This is a genomic window from Streptomyces sp. NPDC102274, assembly GCF_044766385.1.
GTDB lineage: Bacteria > Actinomycetota > Actinomycetes > Streptomycetales > Streptomycetaceae > Streptomyces.
In genome coordinates this window covers 198,219-224,956 of sequence record NZ_JBIWLW010000001.1, presented here as the reverse complement: position 1 = coordinate 224,956, position 26,738 = coordinate 198,219, and the positions used below count along the sequence as shown (strand labels likewise).

General features: G+C 68.9%; 18 protein-coding genes, 1 tRNA gene and 2 pseudogenes. 9 read left to right on the top strand and 12 right to left on the bottom strand.

From position 1 onward, the window contains the following. Positions 1-12 precede the first annotated feature (12 nt). Positions 13-501, bottom strand: a pseudogene (locus tag ACIRQP_RS01005) (beta-galactosidase); the annotation flags it as partial. 75 nt (positions 502-576) lie between these two features. On the opposite strand from ACIRQP_RS01005, the gene ACIRQP_RS01000 reads away from it, so the two are divergent. The 4 genes from ACIRQP_RS01000 (at position 577) to ACIRQP_RS00985 (ending at position 6,060) form a co-directional block, all read left to right on the top strand. Next, positions 577-1,482 (top strand): AraC family transcriptional regulator, encoded by a 906-nt coding sequence (locus ACIRQP_RS01000; protein WP_403881393.1) that lies wholly within the window; start codon positions 577-579, stop codon positions 1,480-1,482. Next, positions 1,469-1,813, top strand: a complete 345-nt coding sequence (locus tag ACIRQP_RS00995) for a chorismate mutase (RefSeq protein WP_403881391.1) — start codon at positions 1,469-1,471, stop codon at positions 1,811-1,813. The genes ACIRQP_RS01000 and ACIRQP_RS00995 overlap by 14 nt, the downstream gene beginning before the upstream one ends. 77 nt (positions 1,814-1,890) lie before the next feature. Then, on the top strand, positions 1,891-4,416 hold the full coding sequence (gene pepN, locus ACIRQP_RS00990; protein WP_403881388.1) for an aminopeptidase N: 2,526 nt from the start codon (positions 1,891-1,893) through the stop codon (positions 4,414-4,416). Positions 4,417-4,650: 234 nt separating this feature from the next. Then, positions 4,651-6,060, top strand: a complete 1,410-nt coding sequence (locus ACIRQP_RS00985; protein ID WP_403881385.1) for a lysine N(6)-hydroxylase/L-ornithine N(5)-oxygenase family protein — start codon at positions 4,651-4,653, stop codon at positions 6,058-6,060. A gap of 68 nt (positions 6,061-6,128) precedes the next feature. On the opposite strand, the gene ACIRQP_RS00980 is transcribed toward ACIRQP_RS00985, so the two are convergent. Then, positions 6,129-7,940, bottom strand: a complete 1,812-nt coding sequence (locus ACIRQP_RS00980; RefSeq protein WP_403881381.1) for a 5'-nucleotidase C-terminal domain-containing protein — start codon at positions 7,938-7,940, stop codon at positions 6,129-6,131. Between the two features lie 217 nt (positions 7,941-8,157). On the opposite strand from ACIRQP_RS00980, the gene ACIRQP_RS00975 reads away from it, so the two are divergent. Both ACIRQP_RS00975 and pyk read left to right on the top strand, forming a co-directional pair. After that, complete coding sequence (locus ACIRQP_RS00975; RefSeq protein ID WP_403881378.1) at positions 8,158-8,895, top strand: SIMPL domain-containing protein; 738 nt, start codon at positions 8,158-8,160, stop codon at positions 8,893-8,895. A gap of 109 nt (positions 8,896-9,004) precedes the next feature. Beyond that, a complete protein-coding gene (gene pyk / locus ACIRQP_RS00970; protein ID WP_403881375.1) occupies positions 9,005-10,438 on the top strand; it encodes a pyruvate kinase in 1,434 nt (477 codons plus the stop codon). On the opposite strand, the pseudogene ACIRQP_RS00965 reads toward pyk, so the two are convergent. Both ACIRQP_RS00965 and ACIRQP_RS00960 read right to left on the bottom strand, forming a co-directional pair. Then, positions 10,439-11,226: pseudogene (locus ACIRQP_RS00965) on the bottom strand (helix-turn-helix domain-containing protein). It abuts the gene before it with no gap. Between the two features lie 84 nt (positions 11,227-11,310). Further along, a tRNA-Leu gene (locus ACIRQP_RS00960) sits at positions 11,311-11,394 on the bottom strand. 94 nt (positions 11,395-11,488) lie between these two features. Here ACIRQP_RS00960 and ACIRQP_RS00955 point away from each other — a divergent pair. Beyond that, positions 11,489-12,145: an ANTAR domain-containing response regulator gene (locus ACIRQP_RS00955; protein ID WP_403881372.1), complete on the top strand. Its 657-nt coding sequence runs from the start codon at positions 11,489-11,491 to the stop codon at positions 12,143-12,145. Positions 12,146-12,299: 154 nt separating this feature from the next. Here the strand turns inward: ACIRQP_RS00955 and ACIRQP_RS00950 are convergent, their stop codons facing one another. The 8 genes from ACIRQP_RS00950 to ACIRQP_RS00915 form a co-directional block, all read right to left on the bottom strand. Further along, complete coding sequence (locus ACIRQP_RS00950) at positions 12,300-13,016, bottom strand: ABC transporter ATP-binding protein (protein WP_403881369.1); 717 nt, start codon at positions 13,014-13,016, stop codon at positions 12,300-12,302. Further along, positions 13,013-13,897, bottom strand: coding sequence for an ABC transporter ATP-binding protein (locus ACIRQP_RS00945; protein WP_403882091.1), 885 nt, complete (start codon positions 13,895-13,897; stop codon positions 13,013-13,015). The genes ACIRQP_RS00950 and ACIRQP_RS00945 overlap by 4 nt, the downstream gene beginning before the upstream one ends. Before the next feature lie 5 nt (positions 13,898-13,902). Continuing rightward, positions 13,903-15,603, bottom strand: a complete 1,701-nt coding sequence (locus ACIRQP_RS00940; protein WP_403881366.1) for a branched-chain amino acid ABC transporter permease — start codon at positions 15,601-15,603, stop codon at positions 13,903-13,905. 5 nt (positions 15,604-15,608) lie between these two features. Continuing rightward, the gene (locus tag ACIRQP_RS00935) at positions 15,609-16,541 is read right to left on the bottom strand and encodes a branched-chain amino acid ABC transporter permease (RefSeq protein WP_403881363.1); all 933 of its coding nucleotides are present in this window, start codon (positions 16,539-16,541) and stop codon (positions 15,609-15,611) included. Between the two features lie 96 nt (positions 16,542-16,637). Further along, positions 16,638-17,867, bottom strand: a complete 1,230-nt coding sequence (locus tag ACIRQP_RS00930; protein ID WP_403881360.1) for a branched-chain amino acid ABC transporter substrate-binding protein — start codon at positions 17,865-17,867, stop codon at positions 16,638-16,640. A 388-nt stretch (positions 17,868-18,255) separates the two neighbouring features. Beyond that, the gene (locus ACIRQP_RS00925; protein WP_403881357.1) at positions 18,256-18,729 is read right to left on the bottom strand and encodes a hypothetical protein; all 474 of its coding nucleotides are present in this window, start codon (positions 18,727-18,729) and stop codon (positions 18,256-18,258) included. Positions 18,730-18,842: 113 nt separating this feature from the next. Continuing rightward, the gene (locus ACIRQP_RS00920) at positions 18,843-19,322 is read right to left on the bottom strand and encodes a PaaI family thioesterase (RefSeq protein ID WP_403881355.1); all 480 of its coding nucleotides are present in this window, start codon (positions 19,320-19,322) and stop codon (positions 18,843-18,845) included. Between the two features lie 152 nt (positions 19,323-19,474). After that, on the bottom strand, positions 19,475-21,739 hold the full coding sequence (locus ACIRQP_RS00915; protein WP_403881352.1) for an FdhF/YdeP family oxidoreductase: 2,265 nt from the start codon (positions 21,737-21,739) through the stop codon (positions 19,475-19,477). A gap of 203 nt (positions 21,740-21,942) precedes the next feature. Between ACIRQP_RS00915 and polA the strand changes: the two genes are divergently transcribed. Further along, positions 21,943-24,651, top strand: coding sequence for a DNA polymerase I (polA, locus tag ACIRQP_RS00910; RefSeq protein WP_403881349.1), 2,709 nt, complete (start codon positions 21,943-21,945; stop codon positions 24,649-24,651). A 342-nt stretch (positions 24,652-24,993) separates the two neighbouring features. Then, positions 24,994-26,679, top strand: coding sequence for a lytic murein transglycosylase (locus ACIRQP_RS00905; protein WP_403881346.1), 1,686 nt, complete (start codon positions 24,994-24,996; stop codon positions 26,677-26,679). Positions 26,680-26,738: the final 59 nt, after the last annotated feature.

The window sequence follows — 26,738 nt, the reverse complement described above, 5'->3', positions numbered from 1 at the left end:
CTCCCGTAGTCACTACGCGGCGAGCTGTACGTACGGCTCGCCCGCGCCCTCCAGCTCCAGCACCCACACCTCGTTGCCGCCCTCGCGCAGCACAGGGCCGGGCACGTACAGCGACTCCTGCGGGCCCCGCGACCAGTAGCGGCCCAGGCAGTGGCCGTTCACCCAGACGAAGCCGCGGGTCCAGGAGGGGAGCGTGAGCCGGGCGTCGCCCGCGCCCGCGACCTCGAAGGCGGCGCGGTAGAGCCCCCGTCCCGCCTCGCCGTCCGGTTCGCGGAACGGGAGCCCCGCCACCGCCCGCGCGTCGTCGAAGGCGTCGAGACGCAGGCCCCGGGCCCGTACGCCGTGCAGATACTGCCGCTCGTGCAGCACCCCGCCCGTGATGCCCTTGCACTCGCCGAGCCGCCGCCCGTAGTTGACCCGGCCCAGCGACTCCACCCCCCTGAACTCGGCCACCGGCTCCGCCGCCGCATCAGTCACTGGCTCAGTCACCGTCCCCGCTTTCCCGTTCCGCGTTCGACGCTGTGTCTTCTTCTTCGTCTTCGTCCGCGGATGGACGAACAGGCGAGGTGGGGGCGGATGTATCACACCTGGATGCGGTACTTCACCCCCAGCCCGGTCCATCACCGGCTCGGGCTCGTCTGCCTCGGCGTCGGGCTTCAGTACGGCCGCCTGCCGACGGTCGGGCCGCGCACCCTCGATCACCATGTGGCCGTGGTGGTCAGCGCGGGCAGCGGCTGGTTCCGGACGGCCGACGGGCGGCGCACCCCCGTCACCGCGCCCGCGCTGCTCTGGCTGACACCCGGCACCGCCCACCACTACGGGCCCGACGAGGAACACGGCTGGGACGAGAGCTTCGTCGACTTCACCGGACCCGCCACCGCCACCTACACGGAGCTCGGCTATATCGAGCCCGACCGGCCCGTCGTACCGCTCGCCGACGCGACGGGCGCACGGGCCGCCATCGCGCGTATCGCCCGCGCCGCCCGCCGGGGCAACCCGCTGCTCGAAGTCGAGACCGGCGCCGCCGTGCACGAACTGCTCGTCGCGCTGCGCCGGGCCCGCGCCGACGCCGAGGGCGATCCGGTACTCCGGGCGCTGGCCCGCGACGCCTGCCGGACGCTCTCGGTCGCCGAGCACGCGGCCCGCCACGGCATGACCCCCGCCGAACTGCGCACGGCCGTACGCGGGGCCGCCGGGTGCAGCCCCAAGGACTACCTGCTAGGTATCCGTCTCGGCCGCGCCAAAGAACTGCTCGCCTCGACGGAGCTGCCCGTCGCGGCGGTCGCACGGCGCGTCGGGTACGACGACCCGGCCTATTTCTCGCGGCTGTTCACCCGGCGGGTCGGTATCCCGCCCATTCGCTTCCGCAAGCAGCAGGGGCGCGCCGTACCCGGCGGCTGGAGCAACGAGATCCCGCATCCTGACCATCCACCGACCATCGCCCCGCACTCATCTACGCTGCTGGACCATGACCACGAGTGACCCCGGAACCAACCACCCCGACGTTGACGAGGCGGTGCGGGCCGAGCTGAACCGCCTCCGCGAGTCCATCGACAATATCGACGCGGCCGTCGTCCATATGCTCGCCGAGCGCTTCAAATGCACCCAGCAGGTGGGCGTCCTCAAAGCCGAACACCAGCTGCCGCCCGCCGACCCGGCCCGCGAATCCCGCCAGATCACCCGGCTCAGGGAACTCGCCAAGAGCGCCAGACTGGATCCGGCCTTCGCCGAGAAACTCCTCAACTTCATCATCGCCGAAGTGATCAGACACCACGAAACGATCGCGGGCGAGACCCGGGGCAGCACTGGCTGACGGCCCCGCCGCATGTGCGCTCAGAGCGCAATGAACCCTGATGCGCCGCTTCTCGCAGATCAGGCAGCATGACCCCCATGTCCGTACTGACGCGCGACGAAGCGCAGACCCGAGCCCAGTTCCTCGATGTCCACCGGTACACGATCGCACTCGATCTGACCACCGGCGAGGACACCTTCGACTCCCGCACCGTCATCACGTTCACCACGCGGGCCACCGGAGACACCTTCGTCGAACTCAGGCCCGTGACCCTGCGCTCCGTCACCCTCGACGGCCGGCCCCTCGACCCCGCCGCGCTCGTCGAGAACCGGCTCCCGCTCACCGGCCTGACCGCCGGGGAACACGAGCTGCGCGTCGACGCCGCGATGCGCTACTCCCGCACCGGCGAGGGCATGCACCGCTTCACCGACCCCGCCGACGGCGAGACCTACGTCTACACCCAGCCGTTCATGGACGATGTCCAGCGCGTGTTCGCGGCCTTCGACCAGCCCGACCTCAAGGCCGTCTTCGAGCTGACCGTCACCGCGCCCGACGACTGGACCGTCCTCGGCAACGGCGTTGCCACCCGGACCGAAGGACGCCACTGGACCCTCGCCGCCACCCCGCTCATCTCCAGCTATCTCGTCGCGGTCGCCGCCGGGCCCTGGCACTCCGTACGCACCGAACACGCCGGACTGCCCTTCGGCATCCACTGCCGGCGCTCCCTCGCGCCCTATCTCGACGCCGACGCCGACGAGATCCTCGACATCACCCGCGCCTGCTACGACCGGTACCACGAGAAGTTCACCGAGCCGTACCCCTTCGACTCGTACGACCAGGCGTTCGTCCCGGAGTTCAACGCCGGCGCCATGGAGAACCCCGGACTCGTCACCTTCCGCGACGAGTTCGTCTACCGCTCCGCCGTCACCGACACCGAACGCCAGACCCGCGCCATGGTCATCGCCCACGAGATGGCCCACATGTGGTTCGGCGACCTCGTCACCCTCGCCTGGTGGGACGACATCTGGCTGAACGAGTCCTTCGCCGAGTACATGGGCTACCAGACCCTCACCGAAGCCACTCTCGGGGGGTCCGGGGGGAATCCCCCCGGAAAGTGGGGATCCGGCATGTGGGTCGACTTCGGCATCGGCCGCAAATCCACGGGATACGACGCCGACCAGCGGCCCTCCACCCACCCCGTCGCCCCCGTCCCCGACGCCGTCCCCGACACCGCCTCCGCGCTGCTCAACTTCGACGGCATCTCCTACGCCAAGGGCGCCTCCGCACTGCGCCAGCTCGTCGCCTGGCTCGGTGAGAAGGACTTCCTCGCCGGTATCAACACCCACTTCGCCCGGCACAAGTTCGCCAACGCCACCCTCGCCGACTTCATCGACTCCCTCGCCCACACCACCGACCGTGACGTGCACGCCTGGGCCGAGCGGTGGCTGCGCACCACCGGCGTCGACACCCTCACCCCTCGGATCTCCGGCACCGACACCGGCTGGACCCTCGACGTCGTACGCGACGGCAGCCGCCCGCACCGGGTGAACGTCGGCGCGTACGACCTCGACCACGCCGACCCGGCACGGCTGATCCGGCGCGAACTCCTCGAACTCGACCTGCCGCTGACCGCACCCGTCACCGCGGCCGGCCGACGCCCGGCCCTCGTCGTCCTGAACGACGGCGACCTGACCTACGCCAAGGTCCGGCTCGACGCCGCGTCCTGGGACACCGCCCTGCGCGCGCTCTCCGGCGTCCCCGACCCGCTGACCCGCGCCGTCATCTGGAACGCCGCCCGCGACATGGTCCGCGACGGCGACCTCGCCGCCACCGCCTACCTGGACGCCGCCCGCGTCCATCTGCCGCGCGAGACGGACCTCGCCCTCGTCCAGGGCGTCCTGGCTTTCGCCGCCGTTCAGATCACCGGCCGCTATCTGTCCGACGCGGACCGCCCGGCCGCGCTCGCCACCCTCACCGCAATCTCCCGCGACCTCATCCGCCGTACCGAGGACGGCGAGGACCCCGGGCTGCGCCTCACCGCCGTACGCCACTTCATCGACGCCGCCACCCAGCCCGACGCCCTCCGGGAATGGCTGGAATCCGACAGTGTCCCCGGCGGCCCCGAGCTCGACCCCGAACTGCGCTGGCGCGTCCTCACCCGACTCGCCGTCCTCGGCGCCGTCGACCCCGCCGCCATCGACGCCGAGCTCGCCCGCGACCCCAGCGCCACCGGCCAGGAAGGCGCCGCCCGCTGCCACGCCGCGCTGCCGGACCCGGAGGCCAAGGCCCGCGCGTGGGCCCGTCTCTTCGAGACCGACGACCTCTCCAACTACCTCTTCACCGCCACCGCCCAGGGCTTCTGGCAGCCCGAACAGGCCGCGCTGGTACGGGAGTACGTGCCCCGCTACTACGCCGACGCCGTCGCGCTCGCCGACCGGCGCGGACCGGCCATCGCCGGCGCGGCGGGCCGCTACGCCTTCCCGCTGTACGCGATCGACGAGGAGTCACTGCGCCTCGGCCGGAAGTGTCTGGACAGCGCGGAGATGATCCCGGCGCTGCGCCGCAAGCTGGTCGACCAGCTCGACGATCTGCGGCGGGCGCTGCGGGTCCGTACCGCCTCCTGACCACCCGACCGCCGGTTCCGGTCCCGGACCGGTGGTGAATCCGCCCGTGATCCGGCGTACGTCTACACGCTCACACGCGTCGCGCACGCCGGATCCACGAGCGTTTTCAGCCGACTTCCCGCATCCTTCGCCGGTCGCCAATACCCCTCGCGGGCGGGCTCGTTGTGCTCCGTAGGCACCACCACCGACCCCCGGACCTCCAGGTGCCCGACTCGTGGAAGGCAGCACCCGCCGATGATCGCCCAGCCAACCGACCTCAACCAGCCCCGCGACCTGGTGGGTGTCGGCATCGGCCCGTTCAATCTCTCCCTGGCCGCCCTCGCCGACGGAATCCGCGGCGGACTCGCCACCACCTTCTTCGACCAGAACCCCGTCTTCCGCTGGCACCCCGGCCTGCTCATCGACGGCGCCACCCTCCAGGTCCCCTTCCTCGCCGACCTGGTCACCCTCGCCAACCCCGCCAGCCCCTGGTCCTTCCTCAGCTACCTCCGGGCCCGAGACCGGCTCTTCCCCTTCTACTTCGCCGAGCGCTTCCACATCCAGCGCGCCGAGTACGACGCGTACTGCCGCTGGGTCAGCGAACAACTCCCCGGGCTCCACTTCGGCCATCAGGTCGACGCCGTCCGGTGGAACCCCGAACGCGACCTGTTCGAGATCGACTTCACCCAGCTCGACCAGGACGGCGAGGTCGAAGCCCTCGGCCGCGCCCACGCCCGCCACGTCGCCCTCGGCATCGGCACCGAGCCGTACATCCCCGAGCCGCTCAAACCACTCGTCGAAGCCCTCGCCGCGCCGGTCATCCACTCCTCCGACTACCTCGGCCACCGGGACCGGCTGCTCGCCGCGGGACACATCACCGTCATCGGATCAGGACAGTCCGGCGCCGAGATCTTCCTCGACCTGCTGCGCTCCCGGCCCACCGGAGCCGAGAAGATCCACTGGCTGGCTCGCACCGAAGCCTTCGCGCCCATGGAGTACTCCAAGCTCGGCCTGGAACAGTTCACCCCCGACTACACCCGCTACTTCCACGCCCTGCCCGAGCATGTACGCGACGGCCTGATCCCCCGGCAGTGGCAGCTCCACAAGGGCATCGACGCCGACACCATCGCCGCCATCCACGACGAGCTGTACCGGCGCACCCTGCACGGCGGCTGGCCCGACGCCGTGCTCACCCCCGGCGTCTGCGTCCGTACCGCGGGACGCGTCGCCACGACGAAGATCGAACTCCATCTGGAACACGCCCAGCAGGCATCCAGGTCCCGGCTGACCACCGACGCCGTCGTCCTGGCCACCGGCTACCGGGAGCGCCCCCTCGACCGGATCCTCGCCGGACTCGACCCGTACATTCGCCGGGACAGCTCGGGCCGCCCGCGCATCGACCAGTACCACCGGATCGCCCTGGACCCCGGAGTCACCGGCTCCGTCTACGTCCAGAACGGCGAACGGCACACCCACGGCGTCGGCGCGCCCGACCTCGGGCTCGCGGCCTGGCGCAGCGCCACCATCCTCAACCACCTCACCGGCAAGGAGTCCTACGCCCTGCCCCGGCGCACCGCGTTCACCAGCTTCGGACTCGACGGACGGGACCGGACCCGCACGGTGCCCGCACCGAGGGGTCTGGTCCCGCTCACCGAAGTACGCTGACGGAAGCCGGAGCGACCGGCCAGAAGGCCGGCCGGATCTGAAGGCCGGCCGGATCAGGACGGGCAGGGTCAGAAGACCGGCGTGCCGTCCCGCGTCAGCTTCCAGTCCACCGAGGCGAACGCCGCCGGGTCGACCGTGCCCGTCGACTGCACCCACCCGATGATCGTGTTGCGGATCTCGTCCGAATTGGCCCACAGCTGCTGGGCAGCGGCCACATGCGGGAAGTTCCCGCCGCCGCTCGCCCGGTAGTTGTTGACCGCCAGTACGAACTTCGCCGCCGGGTCCAGATCCTTGCCCTCGAACATGAGGTTCACGATCCGTGACCCGGCCGGCTTCGCTATGTCGATCTCGTACGTCAGACCGGACACCACGTCGTAGTTGTAGTCCGGCGTGTTGTCGGCATTCGTCAGCTTCGACGTGTCCACCGGCGCACCCGCCGCCGTCTGCACGTAGTACCTCGCCGAGAACTCCAGGTACGCCCTGATCTGCGCGCCGGTGAGCAGCCGCGCCTCCATCGTGTTCTCGAACGGATACAGCCCCGCCGCGTCCTTGATCGTCACATTGCCGGCCGGGATCGCCGCCGTACGCGAGAAGCACGACGCCTGCGACAGCACCGGCAGCGCCGCCCACTCGCCGCCCGCCAGCGCCGCCTTCACCGTCTCCGTCTGGACATGATTGATCAGATCGATGATCGGCTCGTCCTTCCACGGCGCGTCGACCGTGGACATGGGCGCCGTGGACGTACCGATCACCTGATTGACATACGCCACGACCTTGCGGTGCTCATCGGAGAGCAGCCCGGTGATCTTCTTGTCCTCGGGGACGGCATTGGAGTTGAGGACCTGCGAGCCGACCTTCTCGACCGTCCAGCAGCCCCGCTCCCACACCAGATCGAAATCGAAGAGCGTCAGCCGCTGGCCCCACTTGAGCGGCTCGGACAGGACGACGTCCTTGCCCGTCTTCTTGTTGACCACCCGGCGCTCCGGGATCTCGGAGTGCGCGTGGCCGACCAGGATCGCGTCGATGCCCGGCACCTGCTCCGCCACCAGCGTCGCGGCGTTCTCCACGTACGGCACCTGATCGCCGTACGACGACGTCCCGCTCGTACCGGAGTGCGCGGAGACGATGACCACGTCCGCGCCCATCGAACGCAGCTTCGGCACCCACTTCGCGGCCTGCTCCTCCAGACCCGGGAACGTCATCTTGCCCTGGACGTTCGCCTTGTCCCAGATCGCGATGCCCGGGTTCGTCAGCCCGAGGATCGCCACCCGCACATCACGGCCGTGCGGCGTCCGCAGCTTCTTGATCACATACGGCGCGAACGCCGGCTTCAGCGTCTTCGCGTCCAGCGCGTTGGCGCCGAGGAGCGGGAAATGACACTGCTCCTCGAACTTCCGCAGCACCGGAATGCCGTAGTTGAACTCATGGTTGCCGAGCGCCGCCGCGTCATAACCGATCGCGTTCATCGCCTGCGCCATCGGATGCACCGGACCCCGCTTCGCGGTGATCGGGTCGATCTTGGCGTAGTAGTACGACAGCTGGGTGCCCTGAATGGTGTCACCCGCGTCGATCAGCAGCGTGTTGTGGCGGCCCTTCTCCTTACGGATCCGGTCGACCAGCGTGGAGATCTTCGCGAGCCCGACGTCATTGTGAGCGGAGTCGTCGAACTCCTTGTCGGTGAAGTAGTCCCAGTTGAAGACATTGCCGTGCAGATCGGTGGTCCCCAGCACGGTGAACGAGTACCGCTTGCGCGGACTTCCGGGGACGGGACCATGAGCCTGGCCGGTGGCCTCCGCCGGGACAGTTGCCCCGCCCACCAGCGCCACACCCGCGCCGGCGACAGCCGAACTGCCCAGGAACGTCCTACGGTTCAGCGGCATTTCCTTCTCTTCTCCCTCGATCGATACATGGCACAACGCGCGTAGATTCTGGCGCAAACGCGACGTCGGCAACACCCCCGCAGGGTTTCGATCAGGTGACTGCCGGTTGGCGCACGGCGCTACAGCACCCGACTGTCGTACCCGGGTGCGAGAGTGGAGACGCATCCGGAGCCGTAGCCGTAGCCGCATCCGGAGCCGTCCAACGAGGGAGCCGCCCGTGACCACCGCCGACGCACCGACCCCCGCCGCGCCCTACGGCACACCCGAGACACCGAGGGTCGCCGTCCGCGGCGAAGCACGGCTGGAAGTCGACCCGGAGATCGCCAGAATCGGCATCGCGGTCAGCGCGCGCGGCACCGACCGGCGCACCGCCCTCGACGACCTAACCCGCCGCAACGGAGAAGTCCTCGCCCTCGTCAAGTCCTACGGCGACGCCGTCGAGAAGCTGGAGACCGGAGCGTTCTCCATCAGCCCCGAACTCACCAAGCATGGTCGCGGCGAGCGCATCCGCGCCTACCACGGCCGGGTTCATCTCACCGCGGAACTCTCCGACTTCACCGCTCTGGGTGAACTCACCACCCGTCTCGCCGACCTCGAACTGACCCGGATCAGCGGCCCCTGGTGGGCCCTGCGCCCCGACTCGCCGGCCCACGGCGACGCCCGGCGCCAGGCCGTACAGGAAGCCGTCCAGCGCGCCCGCGAATACGCCGAAGCCCTCGGCGCCCGGCTCGCCGCCCTGGTCGAGCTGGCCGACCTCGGCGCGGAGAACACCGCCGCGTACGGAGTGCCGCCCGCGCCCGGCGGCCTGCGCAGCCGCAGCGCCTACGGAGCCGCCGAGGCGACGGAGGCGGCGCCCGCGCTCGACCTCGAACCACAACGCCAGACCGTCTACGCGCAGGTGAACGCGCGCTTCACGATGACCCCACCCGATTTGACGCCGAAGAAATGCTCATAGGAGCGGCACCCCGCCCATTCAACACTTGTCAATAACCTTTCACGCAAAGGTTGTTGAGTAGTCATGCGGCACCAATTCCCTACCGGTCGGTAAGCTCTAGGCTCGATATATGCGCAGAGCAAAGATCGTCTGTACCCTGGGGCCCGCCACCGACTCGTACGACCAGATCAAGGCACTGGTCGAAGCCGGAATGGACGTCGCCAGACTCAACCTCAGTCACGGCACCTACGCCGACCACGAGGAGCGCTATCAGCGCGTACGGGAAGCCGCGGAAGAAGTCGGCCGCAGCGTCGGAATTCTCGCCGACCTTCAAGGTCCGAAGATCCGTCTCGGCCGGTTCCGTGAAGGACCGGTACTCCTTGAACGCGGCGACGAATTCACCATCACCGTCGAACCCCTCGAAGGCGACCGCCGCACCTGCGGCACCACCTACGAAGGACTCGCCGCCGACGTCACCACCGGGGAGCGCATCCTCGTGGACGACGGCAAAGTCACCCTCGAAGTCACCTCCGTCGAAGGACCCCGCGTCCACACCCTCGTCATCGAGGGCGGCATGGTCTCCGACCACAAGGGCCTCAATCTCCCCGGCGTGGCCGTCTCCGTCCCCGCGCTCTCCGACAAGGACATCGAGGACCTGCGCTGGGCGCTGCGCGTCGGCGCCGACGTCATCGCGCTCTCCTTCGTGCGCAACGGGGACGACATCAACGACGTCCACCGCATCATGGACGAAGAGCGCCGCAGGGTTCCCGTCATCGCCAAGGTCGAGAAGCCGCAGGCCGTCGAGAACATCGACAGCATCGTCGCCGCCTTCGACGGCATCATGGTCGCCCGCGGCGACCTCGGCGTCGAAATGCCCCTCGAACAGGTGCCGATCGTCCAGAAGCGCGCCATCAAACTGGCCCGGCGCAACGCCAAGCCCGTCATCGTCGCCACCCAGATGCTCGACTCGATGATCGACAACTCCCGCCCCACCCGCGCCGAGGCGTCCGACGTCGCCAACGCGGTGATCGACGGCACGGACGCGGTGATGCTCTCCGGCGAGACCAGCGTCGGCAAATACGCGATCGAGACGGTCAAGACCATGGGCCGCATCGTCGAGGCCGCCGAGGAAGACCTCCTCGCCAAGGGCCTCCCCCCGATCACGGAGAGCAGCAAGCCCCGCACCCAGGGCGGCGCGGTGGCCCGCGCGGCGGCCGAGATGGGCGACTTCCTGGGCGCGAAATTCCTGGTCGCCTTCACCCAGTCCGGCGACACGGTCAAGCGCCTCTCCCGCTACCGCTCCCCGATCCCCCTGCTCGCCTTCACCCCGGACCCGGCCACCCGTGCCCAGCTGAACCTCACCTGGGGCGTGGAAGCCTTCCTCGGCCCGCACGTCGACTCGACGGACGCGATGGTCGCCCAAGTGGACGACCATCTCCTGAAGATCGGCCGCTGCGACAAGGGCGACATCGTCGTCATCACGGCGGGCTCCCCGCCGGGGGTGGCGGGCTCCACGAACCTGGTGCGTGTACACCACATCGGTGAGGACGACAGTCCGAAGTAGTCAGTGCTTCGGGCCGACGTGCGCGTCCATAAGAGCGACGGACGCACGGCGGGCGACCGAGATGTTGTACGGCTTGCCCGCACGGGTGCAGTGTCTCCACTCGACGCCGACCTTGTTGAGGGTGTCGGTGTACAGCTTCCTGATGTCGTCGGAGACGTTGGTGAACCAGTAGCGCGGGTACTCGTAGCGCTTGGTCTCGCCGCGTACGACACGGGTGGTCCAGTTCATGTTCCGGCAGCCGTCGGAATGGATCAGTCCACGAATGAACTCCCACGGGTGCGCGTCCACGATCTGCTGCTGCCAGGGTTCGAGGATGATGCGTCGGGTGTGCTTCAGGCCGGGGCCGTGCTGGGGAACATGCACCACAGGTGCTTTGAGTAGACCTTGACGTTCTGGCAGCCGATCCGCTGCACTCGGCAGACGGAGTTGTCCGGGAAGACCACACGCATGGCTTGCTCGCGCGCGTCCATGAGACCGGGCCAGGCGTCGCCGCAGGTGATCATGAGGCTGGGCACCCTGTGCTGGGAATACTGGATGATGTGTCCATCGCCGAGATACAGCCCCAGCAGGTACGCGTACATGCTCTCGTTGAGTTCGCGCCCATCGCACCGGGGGCACAGAGGCTGGTGTTTTCCCGGACACTCCCCGCGCTTGGCGCGGTCCTCATGGCGCCAGTAGCCGATGGTGCCGGAGGGCACCTGTAGTTGCCGCGCGACGTCTGCATTCTTCGCGCCGCCACGCAGAAGGGTGAGTGCTTTCTCTCGTACAGCTGTGCCGTGGAAGTTCATGTGTGCACTCTGCGTGATGGCGCTCTACGCAGAGTGTGAAAAAGTGGATGTTCACGAGAACGTGAACATCCACTTCGCTGTGTGTGCCGGGTGCGGGACTTGAACCCGCACGCCCTTTCGGGCAATCGCTTTTGAGGCGATCATGTCTGCCACTTCCATCAACCCGGCCAGGGCCCCGCCGAATCATACCGTGTGCAGCCCCGTCGAAGGAGACTCGGTAGGCTCATGGGGAGCAGCACCCTGTCTGGAACGAGGAGCACCCGTGAGCGCCCCCGAGTCGCCCCAGCCCGTCGACGATGACGACAAGTCGCACGTTCCGCCGCTGACGACGCGTGTCGTCATCGCCGAGGACGAGGCCCTGATCCGTCTCGACCTCAAGGAGATGCTTGAGGAAGAGGGTTATTCGGTTGTCGGCGAGGCCGGCGACGGTGAGCGGGCCGTGGAGCTCGCGCGGGAGCATCGGCCGGATCTGGTGATCCTGGATGTGAAGATGCCGATCCTGGACGGGATCTCCGCGGCCGAGAGGATCGCGCAGGAGTCCATCGCGCCGGTGCTGATGCTGACCGCGTTCTCGCAGCGTGATCTGGTGGAGCGGGCGCGGGACGCGGGCGCGATGGCGTATCTCGTGAAGCCGTTCAGCAAGAGTGACGTGGTGCCGGCCATCGAGATGGCGGTGTCGCGGTTCACGGAGCTGAAGACGCTGGAGCGGGAGGTCGCGGATCTTACGCTGCGGCTGGAGACGCGGAAGCTGGTGGACCGGGCGAAGTCGGTCCTGCAGACGCAGTACGGCCTGACGGAACCGGCGGCGTTCCGGTGGATTCAGAAGACATCGATGGACCGTCGGATGTCGATGCAGCAGGTGGCGGAGGCGGTCATCGAGGACGCGGCGGAGAAGAAGGCGGCGAAGGGCGGCCAGTAGGCCGGCAGGCCGGCAGGTCCGCACGTCGGCAGGTGTCGGCGGGTGGCTCCGCGGCTCGCACACGCGCGCTCGTACCTACGTCAGGAGGCCCGCCCCGTTTCCCTCGGGGCGGGCCTCCTGACGTGTTCGGTCCGGTTCCGTCCGGCGCGCGGAGTCAGTCCTCGCCCAGGTACGCCTTGCGTACGGACTCGTCGTGCAGCAGGTCCTGTCCGGTGCCGGAGAGGACGATCTTGCCGATTTCCATGACATGGCCCTGGTCGGCGAGTGAGAGCGCCGCCTGGGCGTTCTGCTCGACGAGCAGGATCGTCGTGCCCTGCTGGCGCAGCTCGGTGATGGTCTCCATGATCTTCTGCATCATGATCGGGGAGAGGCCCATGGAGGGCTCGTCGAGCATGAGCAGCTTGGGCTGGGACATCAGGGCGCGTCCCATGGCGAGCATTTGCTGTTCGCCGCCGGAGAGGGTGCCCGCGGCCTGCTTCCGTCGTTCGCCCAGGATGGGGAAGAGGTCGTAGGCGCGCTGGATGTCTTTCTCGATGCCGGCTTTGTCGGTCCGGAGGAACGCTCCGAGCTGGAGGTTCTCCGTGATGGTGAGCCGGGGGAAGATGTGCCGGCCTTCGGGGGAGTGGGCGAGGCCCAGCGCGACGATCTTGTGCGCGGGGACTCCCGAGAGGGGCTTCCCGTCGAAGGTGATGCGCCCGCCGGAGGGCTTGAGGAGCCCGGAGAGGGTGCGCAGGGTGGTGGTCTTGCCCGCACCGTTGGTGCCGATGAGGGTGACGACCTGGCCGGCTTCGACGCTGAAGGAGATGCCCTTGACCGCCTCGATCTTGCCGTAGGCGACTTTGAGGTCCTCGACCTCCAGGAGTGCGGTCACTTCGCGTCCCCTTCCGAACCGGTGGTGCTGGTGTCGCCGTGTGCGTCCGCTTCGGCCGCCTCGACCTCGGCGACTTCCTCGGCGCCGGGCGCGCCTTCGAAGGGGGTGCCGAGGTAGGCGGCGATGACGCGTTCGTCGCCCTGGACGACTTCCGCGGTGCCTTCGACGAGTTTCTCGCCCTGGACGAGGCAGGCGACGCGGTCGCAGAGGTTGAAGATGAAGCGCATGTCGTGCTCGATGACGAGTACGGCGATGCCCTTGTCGCGGATGGCGAAGACGAGGTCTTCGGTGACGCGGGTTTCCTGCGGGTTCATTCCGGCGGTGGGCTCGTCGAGGAGCAGCAGGCCGGGTTCGCTGGCGAGGGCGCGGGCGATTTCGAGCTTGCGCTGTTCGCCGTAGGGGAGGTTCCGCGCGAGGTGGTCGGCCTTCTGCTGGAGGCCGATGAATTCGAGGAGTTCCATGGCGCGCTCGTGGGAGGCGGCTTCGGCTTTTTTGAAGCCGGGGCCGCGCAGGAGTGCGGACCAGAGGCCTTCTTTGGTCCTGGTGTGGCGTCCGACGAGGACGTTTTCCAGGACGGTCATGTTGGAGAAGAGCCTGATGTTCTGGAAGGTGCGCGCGATGCCCGCCTGGGTGACCAGGTGGGGTTTGGGCGGCAGGACGGTGCCTTTGTAGCTGACCCTGCCCTCGGTGGGCACGTAGAGCCCGGTGAGGCAGTTGAAGAAGGTGGTCTTGCCGGCTCCGTTGGGGCCGATGAGCCCGACGATCTCGCCGCTGCTGACCTGGAGGTCGACGGAGCGTACGGCGGTGAGTCCGCCGAAGCGCATGGTGACGCCGCTGGCGTCGAGCACGGTGGTGTTGGTGCTCGTGGTCGTGGTGGTCATGTCGTTCACGCCCCCGCCTTGGCGGTGCTGACGCCCGCGCCGGGTTTGTCGTCGGGTACGTCGAGCTGGTCGGTCTCGTGGAATTCGAGTTGTGCGCGCCGGTTGGCGATGAGCCCTTCGGGGCGGAAGCGCATGAGGAGGATGAGCGCGATTCCGAAGCCGAGGAGCTGGTAGTCCTGGAGGAACTGGAGCTTCGCCGGGATGAGGTAGAGCAGCGAGGCGCCGATGAGCGGGCCGCTGATGGTGCCCATGCCGCCGAGGATGACGGCGGCGAGCAGGAAGGCGGAGTTCGGCGGTACGGGTCCGGCGAAGACGTACATCTCGGGGACCACGGTGTGCTGGACGTGCGCCTGTACGGTGCCGGCGAGGCCGGCGAGGGTGGCGCCGAGGGCGAAGGCGATGAGTTTGACGCGGAAGCCGTTGATGCCCATGGCGGTGGCGGCGGTCTCGTCCTCGCGGATGGCGACCCAGGCGCGGCCGATGCGGGAGTTGCCCGCCCGGCTGAAGACGATCACCACGAGGATCATGGCGAGCAGCATCAGCAGGTAGTAGTTGGCGTAGGAGCCGAGTTCGAAGCCGAGGACGGTGTGGGGTTCGCCGAAGTTGTACCCGAAGAAGTCGAGGTCGGGGATGTTCGGGACACCGTTGGGGCCGTTGGTGATGCGGGGGCCGGAGACTCCGTCGAGGTTGCCGACGGCGATACGGAAGATCTCTCCGAAGCCGAGGGTGACGATGGCGAGGTAGTCGCCGCGCAGTCGCAGGGTGGGCGCGCCGATGAGGACGCCGAAGACCAGCGAGACGACGGCGCCGGTGAGGACCGCGGCCCAGAAGGGGAAGTGCACGTCGAAGACGGATGCGGTGGTTCCGGAGACGAGGGCGGCCGTGTAGGCGCCGACGCCGAGGAACGCGACGTATCCGAGGTCGAGCAGGCCGGCGAGGCCGACGACGATGTTCAGTCCGAGGGCGACGGTCGCGAAGATGAGGATGTTGACCGCGATCAGGGTGAACTGGTCGGTGTTCTGGGTGAAGGGGAAGGCCGCGGCGGCGACGAACGCGGCCGAGACGGCGATCATCCGGTACTTGGTGGTGAGCCCGTTGAGGCGGGCGATGAGGCCGGCCTTGAAGAGCGCGGTGGCGGCGAATCCGACGGTGAGGAGGTAGCCGGTGAAGAGTTCGGCGTACTCGGTGTCGATGCCGTAGGTGAAGACGAAGAGCCCGATGGCGAACGCGGCGACGATGATCAGGATCTCTGCCCAGGAGGGGAGTTCCTTGGGCCGCGCGGCTTTGCGGGTGTCGTCGGGCAGCAGGAAGGCCGCGACGACGGGGATGACGGTGACGACCGCCGCGACGAATCCGCCGGGGTCGAGATTGACGATTCCGCCGAGTTCGACCGCGATGGCGATGACGGTGAACCAGGTGGTGGCCAGGCCGCCGAGGGCGAGCAGCTGCAGCGCCTTGGTGGAGCCGGTGGGGGTGAGCCAGCGCAGGCCCCTGACGCCGAGTGCGGAGAGCGCGAAGAGCGCGGTGAGCAGTCCGGCGGTGAGGGTGAGGAGCTGGAGACCGCCCGGGTAGCCGTAGACGGTGAGGTCGCCGGGGAACTCGGTGGTGTAGGTCCAGGAGAGGAAGGTGCTGGCCACGGTGGCGATGCCGCCGGCCAGGGCGAGCACGCGCAGCCGGGTGGTGCGGGGGGAGGCTGTGTCGGTCATAGTTCTCACGCCCGATCCGCGACGCGCTCACCGAGCAGGCCCTGTGGCCTGACGAGGAGTACGACGATGAGAAGTACGAACGCCCAGACGTTGGCCCAGGCGCCGCCGCCGAGCTGCTGCATGCCGGGGATTTCCTCGATGTAGGCGATCGACATGGCTTCGGCGAGGCCGAGGACGATGCCGCCGACCATGGCTCCGTAGATGTTGCCGATGCCTCCGAGGACGGCGGCGGTGAACGCCTTGAGTCCGAGGAGGAAGCCCATCTCGAAGTTGATCTGGCCCTTGTCGAGTCCGTAGGCGACCGCGGCGACCGCGGCGAAGGCGGCGCCGATGGCGAAGGCCATCACGATGATGCGGTCGGTGTTGATGCCCATGAGCTTGGCGGTGTCCCGGTCCTGGGACGTGGCCTGCATGGCGCGTCCGCTGCGGCTCTTGGAGACGAAGAGGCCGAGTGCGAGCATGCACAGCGGGGCGAGGACGAAGATGAACGCGTCGGCCCGCTGGATGTAGAGATTGTCTGTCAGCTGGAACGACTCACCCTTGAATTCGGGGAAGCTGACGGCCTTCTTGGCATCGGGGTAGAAGGCCCAGACGAGCTGCTGCAGTGTGATGGACAGGCCGATCGCGGTGATCAGCGGGGCGAGCCTGGGTGCTCCGCGCAGGGGGCGGTAGGCGAAGCGTTCGGCGGCGGTGGCCACGGCCACCGCGGCTATGGCGCCACCTACGATCATGAGCGGGATCGCCACCAGCAGGGAGGTTCCGCCGGGGAGCCAGGTGTAGGTGGTGAGGGCACCGAAGCCCCCGATCATGAAGATCTCGCCATGGGCGAAGTTGATGAGCTGGACGATGCCGTAGACCATGGTGTACCCGATGGCGATCAAGCCGTAAAGGGCACCGAGGGCAAGGCCGTTGGCCAGCTGTTGCGGCAGTTCGTTCACCGCAGGGCCTCCGATGAGCGTGTCGGATATGACACCGCGCGAGGGCGCTGTTGCGCCCTCGCGCGGTCCGGTCGTGTGTGGGGCGTGTCCGGGAGGTCAGTCCTCGAACGTGGCGCTCTTGACGTCCTTCCAGGTGCCGCCTTCGACCTTGTAGACGGTGAGCTGCTTGTTGGTGGTGTCGCCGTACTCGTCGAAGGAGACCTTGCCGGTCACACCGTCGAAGCTGACCTTGCTGGTGGCGTCGATGACCTGCTTGCGGGCGTCGTCGGGGAGCTTGCCGTCGTTGGCGGCGACGACGGCCTTGACTGCCTGGATGATCGTCCAGCCGGCGTCGTACGAGTAGCCGCCGTAGGCCGCGTACGGGTCCTTGTAGTTCTCGGCCGCGTAGTCGGCGATGAACTTCTTGGCGGTGTCGAGCTTCTCCACGGGGTAGCCGATGGAGGTGGCGAAGTCTCCGTCGTTCGACTCACCGGAGGCCGAGATGAAGTTCGGGTCGTAGATGCCGTCGCCACCCATGGTGGGGACCTTGGCGCCCGTCTTCTTGATCTGGTCGGAGAGCAGTCCGCCCTCGGGGTACTGGCCACCGAAGTAGACGGAGTCGGCGCCCGCGGCCTTGACCTTGTCGGCGGTGGAGGAGAAGTCCGTCTCCTTGACCGTGACGTGGTCGGTGCCGACGATCGTGCCGCCGAGCCGCTTGAACTCCTCGGAGAAGATCGCGGCGAGGCCGGCGCCGTAGGTCTGCTTGTCGTCGACGACGAAGACCTTGCGCTTCTTGGCGTCGTTGTAGTAGTACTGCGCGGCGAATTTGCCCTGGACGACGTCCGTGGCGGCCGTGCGGAAGTACGACGTGAACGGACGCTTGAGGTCGCCCTTGGCCCAGTTGTCGCCCTGGCTCAGCGACGGGTTGGTGTTGGCCGGGGAGACCTGGAGGAGCTGGGCGGAGTTGAAGACGCCCTGCATCGACTGGGCGACGCCCGAGTTCAGCGGGCCGACGACGCCGAGGACGTCCTTGTTGCCGACGAGCTTGGTGGCGTTGGCCTGGCCGGAGGCCGGGACGGCCTGGTCGTCGAGCGCCTCGATCTTGAACTCGACGCCCGGTACCTCGTTGGTCTTGTTCGCGGTCTTGGCGGCGAGGTCGACCGAGTTCTTGATGCCCTGGCCGAGCGCGGACAGAGAACCGGTGAGCGGCGCGTCGACACCGATGACGACGGTTATCTTGTCGCTATCCCCGGTGCTCTTGCCTTCGTCGCGAGAACCACAAGCGGTGAGTGTCAGTGCTCCCGTGGTGATCACGGTGGTGAGGATGAGCAAGGAACGGTGTCGCACGATGAATCCTTTCCCCTGGCGCGGCCTCCTCTGCTGAGGTGCCGTTCGCGTTCGCCGGGCCGCTCTCGCGGGTAGGTGGAGCGAGCCGAGTGCCTGTCCGGCGGCGCGGTGACTGGCCGTGACTCTAAGCGCAGGTGAGGGGGTCGTGGAGTGGTGCGCGAAGGATGTGACTCTCTTGTTATGCCGAGGCCAACGCTGGGCGGCCACAGCCGGGGCGAATGGGGCATTCTGTGCTTTCTCAAAGCGACCACATGGTGAGAACGCGCAGTTCCGCTAAGGTACTTGGGCCCATTTTGGTGCTGACTGCCCAATCGGGCACGGGTGGCTGGGAAAGCGGGCAGCGAGGGTGTGTGTGCGGGCAGTGCGAGTGTCCTTGTTCACATGGCCGTTACACAGCGTGATGGTGGACGGGGATCCCGGGGGACGGGTGTCCAGCCGTTGTCCAGTCCGGTTCGCGCCAGTTTTCCGAGCTGCCGGTGGCGCCGTTCGCGGCGGTGCACCGCTCCGCGGTCCCGCGGTCGATCAGGGCCTCCGCCGCCGCGTCGCCGTGCTTCGCCCGCTCGGTGCGCGCCGCGGCCAAGACCTCTTCGTGTATGGCGTACTGCTCGTTGGACAGCCCCTTCTGTTCCCAGTCGAGCCCTGCCCACTCGGAGCCCTTGAGGGCTTCCTTCGCCCAGTACGAGACGAGTGCGGTGCAGATCTCGGCGGGGGTGGTGCGGTGTGCCTCGGGGGTGGCGCCCGGGTCGGGCGTGGCGGCCCCGCCGCCTCCGCAACCGGCCGACGCGCCCCCGAGGATGGCGGCGCAGAGCGCGATCGCGCATCGGGCGGCCGGGCGGAGCCCGCGCTGTCCGGCCGTCCTCATGGGCGCAGGGTAGGCGGTGCTCCGGGCACGCACAAGAGCGCGTACGGGCATTCCGTACGCGCCCTTGTGGTGGCCCTGGTGAAAGAGGCGGATGGGCCCGAGTGCTCCGGCCGTTACCGCGACGCGGTCTCCGTGCCGGTTCCGGCGTCGCGCAGCAGGCACGTCAGCCGGGCGGAGCAGACCCGCTTGTCCCGCTCGTCGGTGATGACGACCTCGTAGGTCGCGGTGGAGCGGCCGCGGTGGACGGGGGTGGCGACGCCCGTGACCAGTCCGCCGCGTACGCCCCGGTGGTGGGTGCAGTTGAGGTCCACGCCCACGGCGATCTTGCTCACGCCGCCGTGCAGCATGGCGCCGACGGAGCCGAGGGTCTCGGCGAGCACGGCGGAGGCGCCGCCGTGCAGCAGCCCGTACGGCTGGGTGTTGCCCTCCACCGGCATGATGCCGACGACGCGTTCCGCGGAGGCCTCGACGATCTGCACTCCCATGCGGGTGCCGAGATGGCCCGCCGAGAAGAGCGCGGGCAGGTCGACGCCGAGCACGGCGTATTCGTCGATGATCTCCTGCGGGAACTTCGTGGAGGGCTGCTCACCCATGGGCCCGGCTCCGATCGGCTGCGGTGATGGCGTTCGGGGTGTACGTACAAACGTGCGTACGTGGAGTGCTTGCTCTGTGCACCGTCTTGCATATCAGACGACTGAGCAAACGCTTAGCCCCGCCCGTTCATTCCGCTCCTCGGAGCGCACGACTATTCGAAGCGCACGACGACGGACTTGCTCGTCGGGGTGTTGCTCGTGTCGGCCGTGGCGTCGAGCGGCACCAGCACATTGGTCTCCGGGTAGTAGGCGGCCGCGCAGCCTCGGGCGGTCGGATAGTGCACCACCCGGAAGCCCGGGGCCCGACGCTCCACACCGTCCTTCCACTCACTGACGATGTCGGTGAACGCGCCGTCGGCGAGGCCGAGTTCGCGCGCGTCGTCGGGGTTGACCATGACGATGCGGCGGCCGCCCTTGATGCCGCGATAGCGGTCGTCCAGCCCGTAGATGGTGGTGTTGTACTGGTCGTGCGAGCGCATCGTCTGGAGCAGCAGCCGGCCCTCGGGCAGCTTGGGGTACTCCACGGGCGCGGCGGTGAAGTTGGCCTTGCCGGTGGCCGTGGGGAAGCGGCGCTCGTCGCGCGGCGCGTGCGGCAGTTCGAAGCCGCCGGGGCGGGCGACCCGCTCGTTGAAGTTCTCGAAGCCGGGGACGACGCGCGCGATCCGGTCGCGGATGTTCGCGTAGTCCTTCTCGAAGTCCTCCCAGGGCGTCATCGAGGCGGGGCCGAGGACGGCGCGCGCCATGTTGGTGATGATGGCGGGCTCGGAGAGCAGATCGGGGCTCGCGGGCGGCAGATTGCCGCGCGAGGCGTGCACCATGCCCATGGAGTCCTCGACGGTGACGATCTGCTTGACGCCGGCCTGGATGTCCTTGTCGGTGCGGCCGAGGGTGGGCAGGATCAGCGCGCGTACGCCGGTCACCACGTGCGAGCGGTTGAGTTTGGTGGACACGTGCACCGTCAGCCGGGTGTTGCGCATCGCGGCCTCGGTGACCTCGGTGTCGGGCGTCGCTCCGACGAAGTTGCCGCCCATGGCGAAGAAGACCTTGGCATCGCCGTCCCGCATCGCCTCGATCGAGCGCACCACGTCGTAGCCGTGGTGGCGGGGCGAGGTGATGGAGAACTCCCGGTCCAGGGCGTCGAGGAAGGCCGGATCGGGCCGCTCGAAAATGCCCATCGTGCGGTCGCCCTGCACATTGGAGTGTCCGCGCACCGGGCAGACCCCGGCACCGGGGCGGCCGATGTTGCCGCGCAGCAGCAGGAAGTTGACGACTTCGCGGATGGTCGGTACGGAGTGCTTGTGCTGGGTCAGGCCCATCGCCCAGCAGACGATGGTGCGCTTCGAGGCGAGGGCCATCTCGGCGGCCTTCTCGATCTCGGCGCGCTGGAGGCCGGTGGCGACGAGGGTCTCGTCCCAGTCGGCGGCGAGCGCGGCGGCCCTGAACTCCTCGTACCCGTGGGTGTGTTCCTCGATGAACGCCTCGTCGACGGCGCCCGGGGTCTCCAGGACGAGCCGGTTGAGCAGCCGGAACAGCGCCTGGTCACCGCCGATGCGGATCTGCAGGAAGAGGTCGGTGAGGGCGGCGCCGCGGACCATGCCGAGCGGGGTCTGCGGGTTCTTGAACCGCTCCAGACCGGCTTCGGGCAGCGGGTTCACCGAGATGATCTTCGCGCCGGCGGCCTTGGCCTTCTCCAGCGCGGACAGCATGCGGGGGTGGTTGGTGCCCGGGTTCTGGCCGGCGACGATGATCAGGTCGGCCTTGTGCATGTCTTCGAGGGAGACGCTGCCCTTGCCGATGCCGATGGTCTCCGAGAGGGCGGAGCCGGAGGACTCGTGGCACATGTTCGAGCAGTCGGGCAGGTTGTTCGTGCCGAACTCGCGCGCGAAGAGCTGGAGGAGGAAGGCTGCCTCGTTGCTGGTGCGCCCCGAGGTGTAGAAGCAGGCCTCGTCGGGCGATCCGAGGGCGTTGAGCTCCTCGGCGATGATCGCGAAGGCGCGCTCCCAGCTGATGGGTTCGTACCGGTCGGCGCCCTCGGGCAGATACATAGGGTGAGTGATCCGGCCCTGCTGGCCGAGCCAGTAGCCGCTGCGCTCGAAGAGGTCGGACACCGGGTGCTCGGCGAAGAACTCCGGCGTGACCCTGCGTACGGTCGCCTCTTCCGCGACGGCCTTGGCGCCGTTCTCGCAGAACTCCGCGGTGTGCCGGTGGTCGCCCTCGGGCCAGGCACAGCCGGGACAGTCGAAGCCGTTCTTCTGGTTGACCTTCAGGAGTGTCCGCGCGGTCCGGCGCGCGCCCATCTGCTGGTGTGAGATGAGCAGGGAATGCGCGACCGCGGGGATCCCCGCCGCGGCGTGCTTGGGGGCCTTTACCTGCGGCGAATCCTGTACCGGATCACCTGCCGGCGGCTTGCTGGCCATCACGCTCTCCTTGAGCTCAGTGAGGCTGAATCCGATTGTCTACAGTAGACAATCCTCTCACGCCTCTGTGGCCACAATACGTCCGGCCCATGTCGGGCTCGTCACGCGAGGGGTGCGGATGGGGGCGGGGTGAAGCGGGTACGCGGCCGCCGCCGAACGTCCGGCGGCCGGGATTGTCAGTGCGACGTGGCAGGATCGGACCCGTGGCTGAGACAGCATCGAAGAAGACCGCAGACAACCGTCCACGCCTGCTCCTCATGGACGGGCACTCCCTGGCGTACCGGGCGTTCTTCGCGCTGCCCGCGGAGAATTTCACGACCGCGACCGGTCAGCCGACGAACGCCATCTACGGCTTCGCGTCGATGCTGGCGAACACACTGCGTGACGAGTCGCCCACGCATTTCGCCGTCGCTTTCGACGTGTCCCGCAAGACTTGGCGCTCCGAGGAGTTCCCGGAGTACAAGGCGAACCGCTCCAAGACGCCCGACGAGTTCAAGGGGCAGGTCGAGCTGATCGGCGAGCTGCTGGACGCGATGCGCGCGGACCGGTTCGCGATCGAGGGGTTCGAGGCGGACGACGTCATCGCGACGCTCGCCCGGCAGGCCGAGGCCGCGGGCTTCGAGGTGCTGATCGTCACCGGTGACCGGGACTCGTTCCAGCTCATCAGCGAGCACACGACGGTGCTGTATCCCACCAAGGGCGTCTCCGAGCTGACCCGCTTCACCCCGGAGAAGGTCCAGGAGAAGTACGGACTGACCCCGGCGCAGTACCCGGACTTCGCCGCCCTGCGCGGCGACCCGTCCGACAACCTCCCCGGCATCCCGGGCGTCGGTGAGAAGACCGCCGCGAAGTGGATCAATCAGTTCGGCTCGTTCGACGAGCTGGTCGCGCGCGCCGACGAGGTGAAGGGCAAGGCCGGGCAGAACTTCCGGGACCATCTGGAGTCGGTCAAGCTCAACCGCAGGCTCACGGAGCTGTCGTGCGATGTCGCGCTGCCCAAGACCCCGCAGGAGCTGGAGCGCGCCCCGTACGACCGTACGGCCCTGATCGGCGTGCTGGAGGTCCTGGAGATCCGTAACCCCAGCCTGCGCGAACGGCTGCTGGCGGTGGATCCCGGCGCCGTCGAGGACGAGGCCCCGGCGCCGGCCGCCGGGGTGGAGCTGGACGGCTCGGTGCTGGCCTCCGGAGAGCTGGCGCCCTGGCTCACGGAGCACGGCGCGCAGCCGCTCGGGGTCGCCACGGCCGACACCTGGTCGCTGGGCACGGGCGGCGTCAGCGAGGTCGCGCTCGCCGCGGCCGGCGGCGCCGCGGCCTGGTTCGACCCGACGCAGGTGGACGAGGCGGACGAGCGGGCCTTCGCGGCCTGGCTCGCCGACGAGGCCCGGCCCAAGGTCATGCACAACGCGAAGGGCGCGATGCGCGTCGCCCCCGAGCACGGCTGGCGGGTCGGCGGCGTCACGATGGACACCGCCCTGGCCGCCTATCTGGTCAAGCCCGGCCGCCGCTCCTTCGCGCTGGACGCCCTCGCCATCGAATACCTGGGCCGGGAGCTGGCCCCGGCCACCGCCGACGGACAGCTCGCCTTCGGGACCGACGAGCAGGCCGAGGCCGAGGCGCTGATGGCACAGGCCCGCGCCGTCCTCGATCTGGGCGACGCCTTCACCGAGCGGCTGGGCGAGGTCGGTGCCACCGAACTGCTCCAGGACGTCGAGCTGCCCACCTCCGAGCTGCTCGCCCGGCTGGAGCGGCACGGCATCGCCGCCGACCGCGCTCATCTGGAGGCCATGGAGCAGCAGTTCGCGAGCGCCGTGCAGCAGGCCGTGAAGGAGGCGCACGCCGCCGTCGGCCATGAGTTCAACCTCGGCTCGCCCAAGCAGCTCCAGGAAGTCCTCTTCGGCGAGCTGGGTCTGCCCAAGACGAAGAAGACCAAGACCGGTTATACGACGGACGCCGACGCGCTCGCCTGGCTGGCCGCCCAGACCGAGCACGAACTGCCGGTCATCATGCTGCGCCATCGCGAGCAGGCGAAGCTGCGGGTCACGGTCGAGGGCCTGATCAAGTCGATCGCGGCCGACGGCCGGATCCACACGACCTTCAACCAGACGGTGGCGGCGACCGGCCGACTCTCCTCCACCGACCCCAATCTACAGAACATCCCGGTCCGCACCGACGAGGGCCGGGCGATCCGCCGCGGCTTCGTCGTCGGTGAGGGCTACGAGTCGCTGATGACGGCCGACTACAGCCAGATCGAACTGCGCGTGATGGCCCATCTCTCCGAGGACGCCGGGCTGATCGAGGCGTTCACCTCCGGCGAGGACCTGCACACGACAGTCGCCTCCCAGGTGTTCGGGGTGACGAAGTCCGCGGTCGACCCCGAGATGCGCCGCAAGATCAAGGCGATGTCGTACGGACTGGCCTACGGGCTCTCGGCGTTCGGGCTCTCGCAGCAGCTGAACATCGAGGCGGCCGAGGCGCGCGCCCTGATGGACACGTTCTTCGAGCGCTTCGGGGGCGTACGGGACTATCTGCAGCGCGCGGTCGTGGAGGCCAGGGCCACCGGCTATACGGAGACGATGCTCGGCCGCCGCCGCTACCTCCCGGACCTCAACAGCGACAACAGGCAGCGCAGGGAGATGGCCGAGCGGATGGCGCTCAACGCCCCCATCCAGGGCACCGCGGCGGACATCGTCAAGGTCGCCATGCTCAAGGTCGACCGCGCGATGGCCGAGGCGGGGCTGACGTCCCGGATGCTCCTCCAGGTCCATGACGAAATCGTCCTGGAGATCGCGCCGGGCGAGCGCGAGCCGGTGGAGGAGCTGTTGCGCCGCGAGATGTCGGCGGCGGTCGAACTGCGCGCGCCGCTGGACGTGTCGGTGGGCGTGGGCAGGGACTGGGAGTCGGCGGCGCACTGAGCCGCTCCGAGCCGGCTCCGAGCGGCTCCGAGCCGGCTCCGAGCGGCGACGCAGTGAGGGGTGGCGCCGGTCCGGCTCCGAGCGGCTCCGAGCCGGCTCCGAGCGGCGACGCAGTGAGGGGTGGCGCCGGTCCGGCTGATGGGCCGGCGGCCGGTGCCGCCCTCGCGATGATGACCGAGGTGCCCCTGGTGAGGGGCTCTTCGGTCATCTGGACGACTCACAGGTGGCGAACTGGTGAAAAGCGGGCATGGACCGGTGTGCTGGGGCCAGGAGTTGACATAGGGTCGCCTGAGTCCTCGCGCGGGGAGCGCGAACAGCCGTCCACCGGGAGGGGCCAGACATATGTCCGCGCTATTCGGCAGGCGCCTGCGCAGAGGAGCGACCACCACCGCGGTGGCCGCCGCCGCGATCGCGGCCCTCTCCGCTTCTCAGGCACCGGGCGCCATCCCCCCCGGCGCGGGCGGCGCCCAGGCGGCCGCCGACGCCAACCCGCCCGCCGAATCGTCGGCCACCGGCAACTCGCCGTACTACACCGAGCTTCCGCCGCTCACCACGCCCGACAAGCCGGACACCTCGATCGACCTGCCGGCCACCGGCCCCGCGGAAGCGGGCATACCGGCCTCGGTGGTGGCCGCGTACAGGCAGGCGGCACAGGCCCTCGCGGAGACCAAGCCCGGCTGCAACCTGCCGTGGCAACTGCTCGCCGCCATCGGGAAGGTGGAGTCCGGCCAGGCGCGCGGCGGCCGGGTGGACGCCAATGGCACCACGCTGTCGCCGATCCTCGGTCCGGTGCTCAACGGCGTCGGCTTCGCGAATATCTCCGACACCGACAACGGCGAGTACGACGGCGACTCCACGCATGACCGCGCGGTCGGCCCGATGCAGTTCATCCCGTCCACCTGGGCGACCTGGGGCCAGGACGCCAACGGCGACGGCCGCAAGGACCCCAACAACATCTACGACGCGGCGCTCGCGGCGGGCGAGTACCTCTGCCACGCGAACCGCGATCTGTCCGTCGACGCCGATCTCCGTGAGGCGATCCTCAGCTACAACCACTCGCAGGAGTATCTGAACACCGTCCTGACCTGGTTCGAGTACTACAACAAGGGCACGCACGAGGTCCCGGACGGCACGGGCGTGCTGCCCGTCGGCACCGGCCCCGTCTACCCGGGGCCCTCACCCGCCCCGACGCCGAGCCACAAGCCGCCGAAGCCGTCCAAGCCCAGCCCCGATCCGTCCACCCCCGATCCCGGCGCCCCGGAAGGTCCGTCCACGCCGGGTGGCGGAGGCCCGACCTCACCCCCGCCGAGCGCCCCCGGCACGCCCGACCCGAAGCCCGTCGTCAAGCGGATCGAGAAGACCGGTACGGGCACGCTCACGGCCATGGCGGGCAGCCGGTTCACGGAGCGGACCTCGGTACGGGCCGTGGACGCGGCGGGTGAGCCCGTCGCGAACGTCCCGGTGCGCTTTGAGATCGTCGGCGACACCGACGCCCGCTTCACGTCGGGCACGTCCACGCCGACCCTCATCACCGGCGAGGACGGCACGGCGACCGCGCCGTCCGTCCAGGCGGGCGAGCAGACCGGCGAGTTCACGATCCGGGCCACCGCGGACGTGGAGGGTGTCGCGGGCGTCGAGTACAGCGCGTCGGTCACGGCCCGTCAGGCGGACGGACTCACCAGCACCGGCGACAAGGAGCTGACGGCAGCGCCCGGCGCGGAGTTCGCGGACCAGGTCTCGGCCAAGGCCACCTACAAGGGAGCGGCCGCACCGGGTGTCGCGGCGACCGCCACCATGATCACGTCCGCGGACGGCTCCGCCCCGCGCACCGACGGGCCCTACTTCAAGGACGCGGAGGGCAATCCGCTCCGCGAGCTGAAGGACCTGAAGACCGACGCCGACGGCGCCCTCCAGCTCCCGAAGATCTACGCGGACGACACAACAGGCACGTTCCTGCTCCGTATCGAGACCGAGGGCGGCGCCACCCTGACCGTCGAGCTGAAGGTCACCGCTCCGCCGGCGGAATAGCCCGTAGGTCCCGATGCCCCAGAGGCACCGAACGCCGCCGCCCTCCGCGCGATCCGCCG

Coding starts and splice junctions, on each gene's coding strand:
- ACIRQP_RS00985 (WP_403881385.1), top strand. CDS start 4,651: ATGATCGCCCAGCCAACCGACCTCAACCAGCCCCGCGACCTGGTGGGT.
- ACIRQP_RS00915 (WP_403881352.1), bottom strand. CDS start 21,739: ATGGCCAGCAAGCCGCCGGCAGGTGATCCGGTACAGGATTCGCCGCAG.
- ACIRQP_RS00925 (WP_403881357.1), bottom strand. CDS start 18,729: ATGAGGACGGCCGGACAGCGCGGGCTCCGCCCGGCCGCCCGATGCGCG.
- ACIRQP_RS00940 (WP_403881366.1), bottom strand. CDS start 15,603: ATGACCGACACAGCCTCCCCCCGCACCACCCGGCTGCGCGTGCTCGCC.
- ACIRQP_RS00945 (WP_403882091.1), bottom strand. CDS start 13,897: ATGACCACCACGACCACGAGCACCAACACCACCGTGCTCGACGCCAGC.
- ACIRQP_RS01000 (WP_403881393.1), top strand. CDS start 577: ATGTATCACACCTGGATGCGGTACTTCACCCCCAGCCCGGTCCATCAC.
- pepN (WP_403881388.1), top strand. CDS start 1,891: ATGTCCGTACTGACGCGCGACGAAGCGCAGACCCGAGCCCAGTTCCTC.
- ACIRQP_RS00995 (WP_403881391.1), top strand. CDS start 1,469: ATGACCACGAGTGACCCCGGAACCAACCACCCCGACGTTGACGAGGCG.
- ACIRQP_RS00920 (WP_403881355.1), bottom strand. CDS start 19,322: ATGGGTGAGCAGCCCTCCACGAAGTTCCCGCAGGAGATCATCGACGAA.
- ACIRQP_RS00905 (WP_403881346.1), top strand. CDS start 24,994: ATGTCCGCGCTATTCGGCAGGCGCCTGCGCAGAGGAGCGACCACCACC.
- pyk (WP_403881375.1), top strand. CDS start 9,005: ATGCGCAGAGCAAAGATCGTCTGTACCCTGGGGCCCGCCACCGACTCG.
- ACIRQP_RS00980 (WP_403881381.1), bottom strand. CDS start 7,940: ATGCCGCTGAACCGTAGGACGTTCCTGGGCAGTTCGGCTGTCGCCGGC.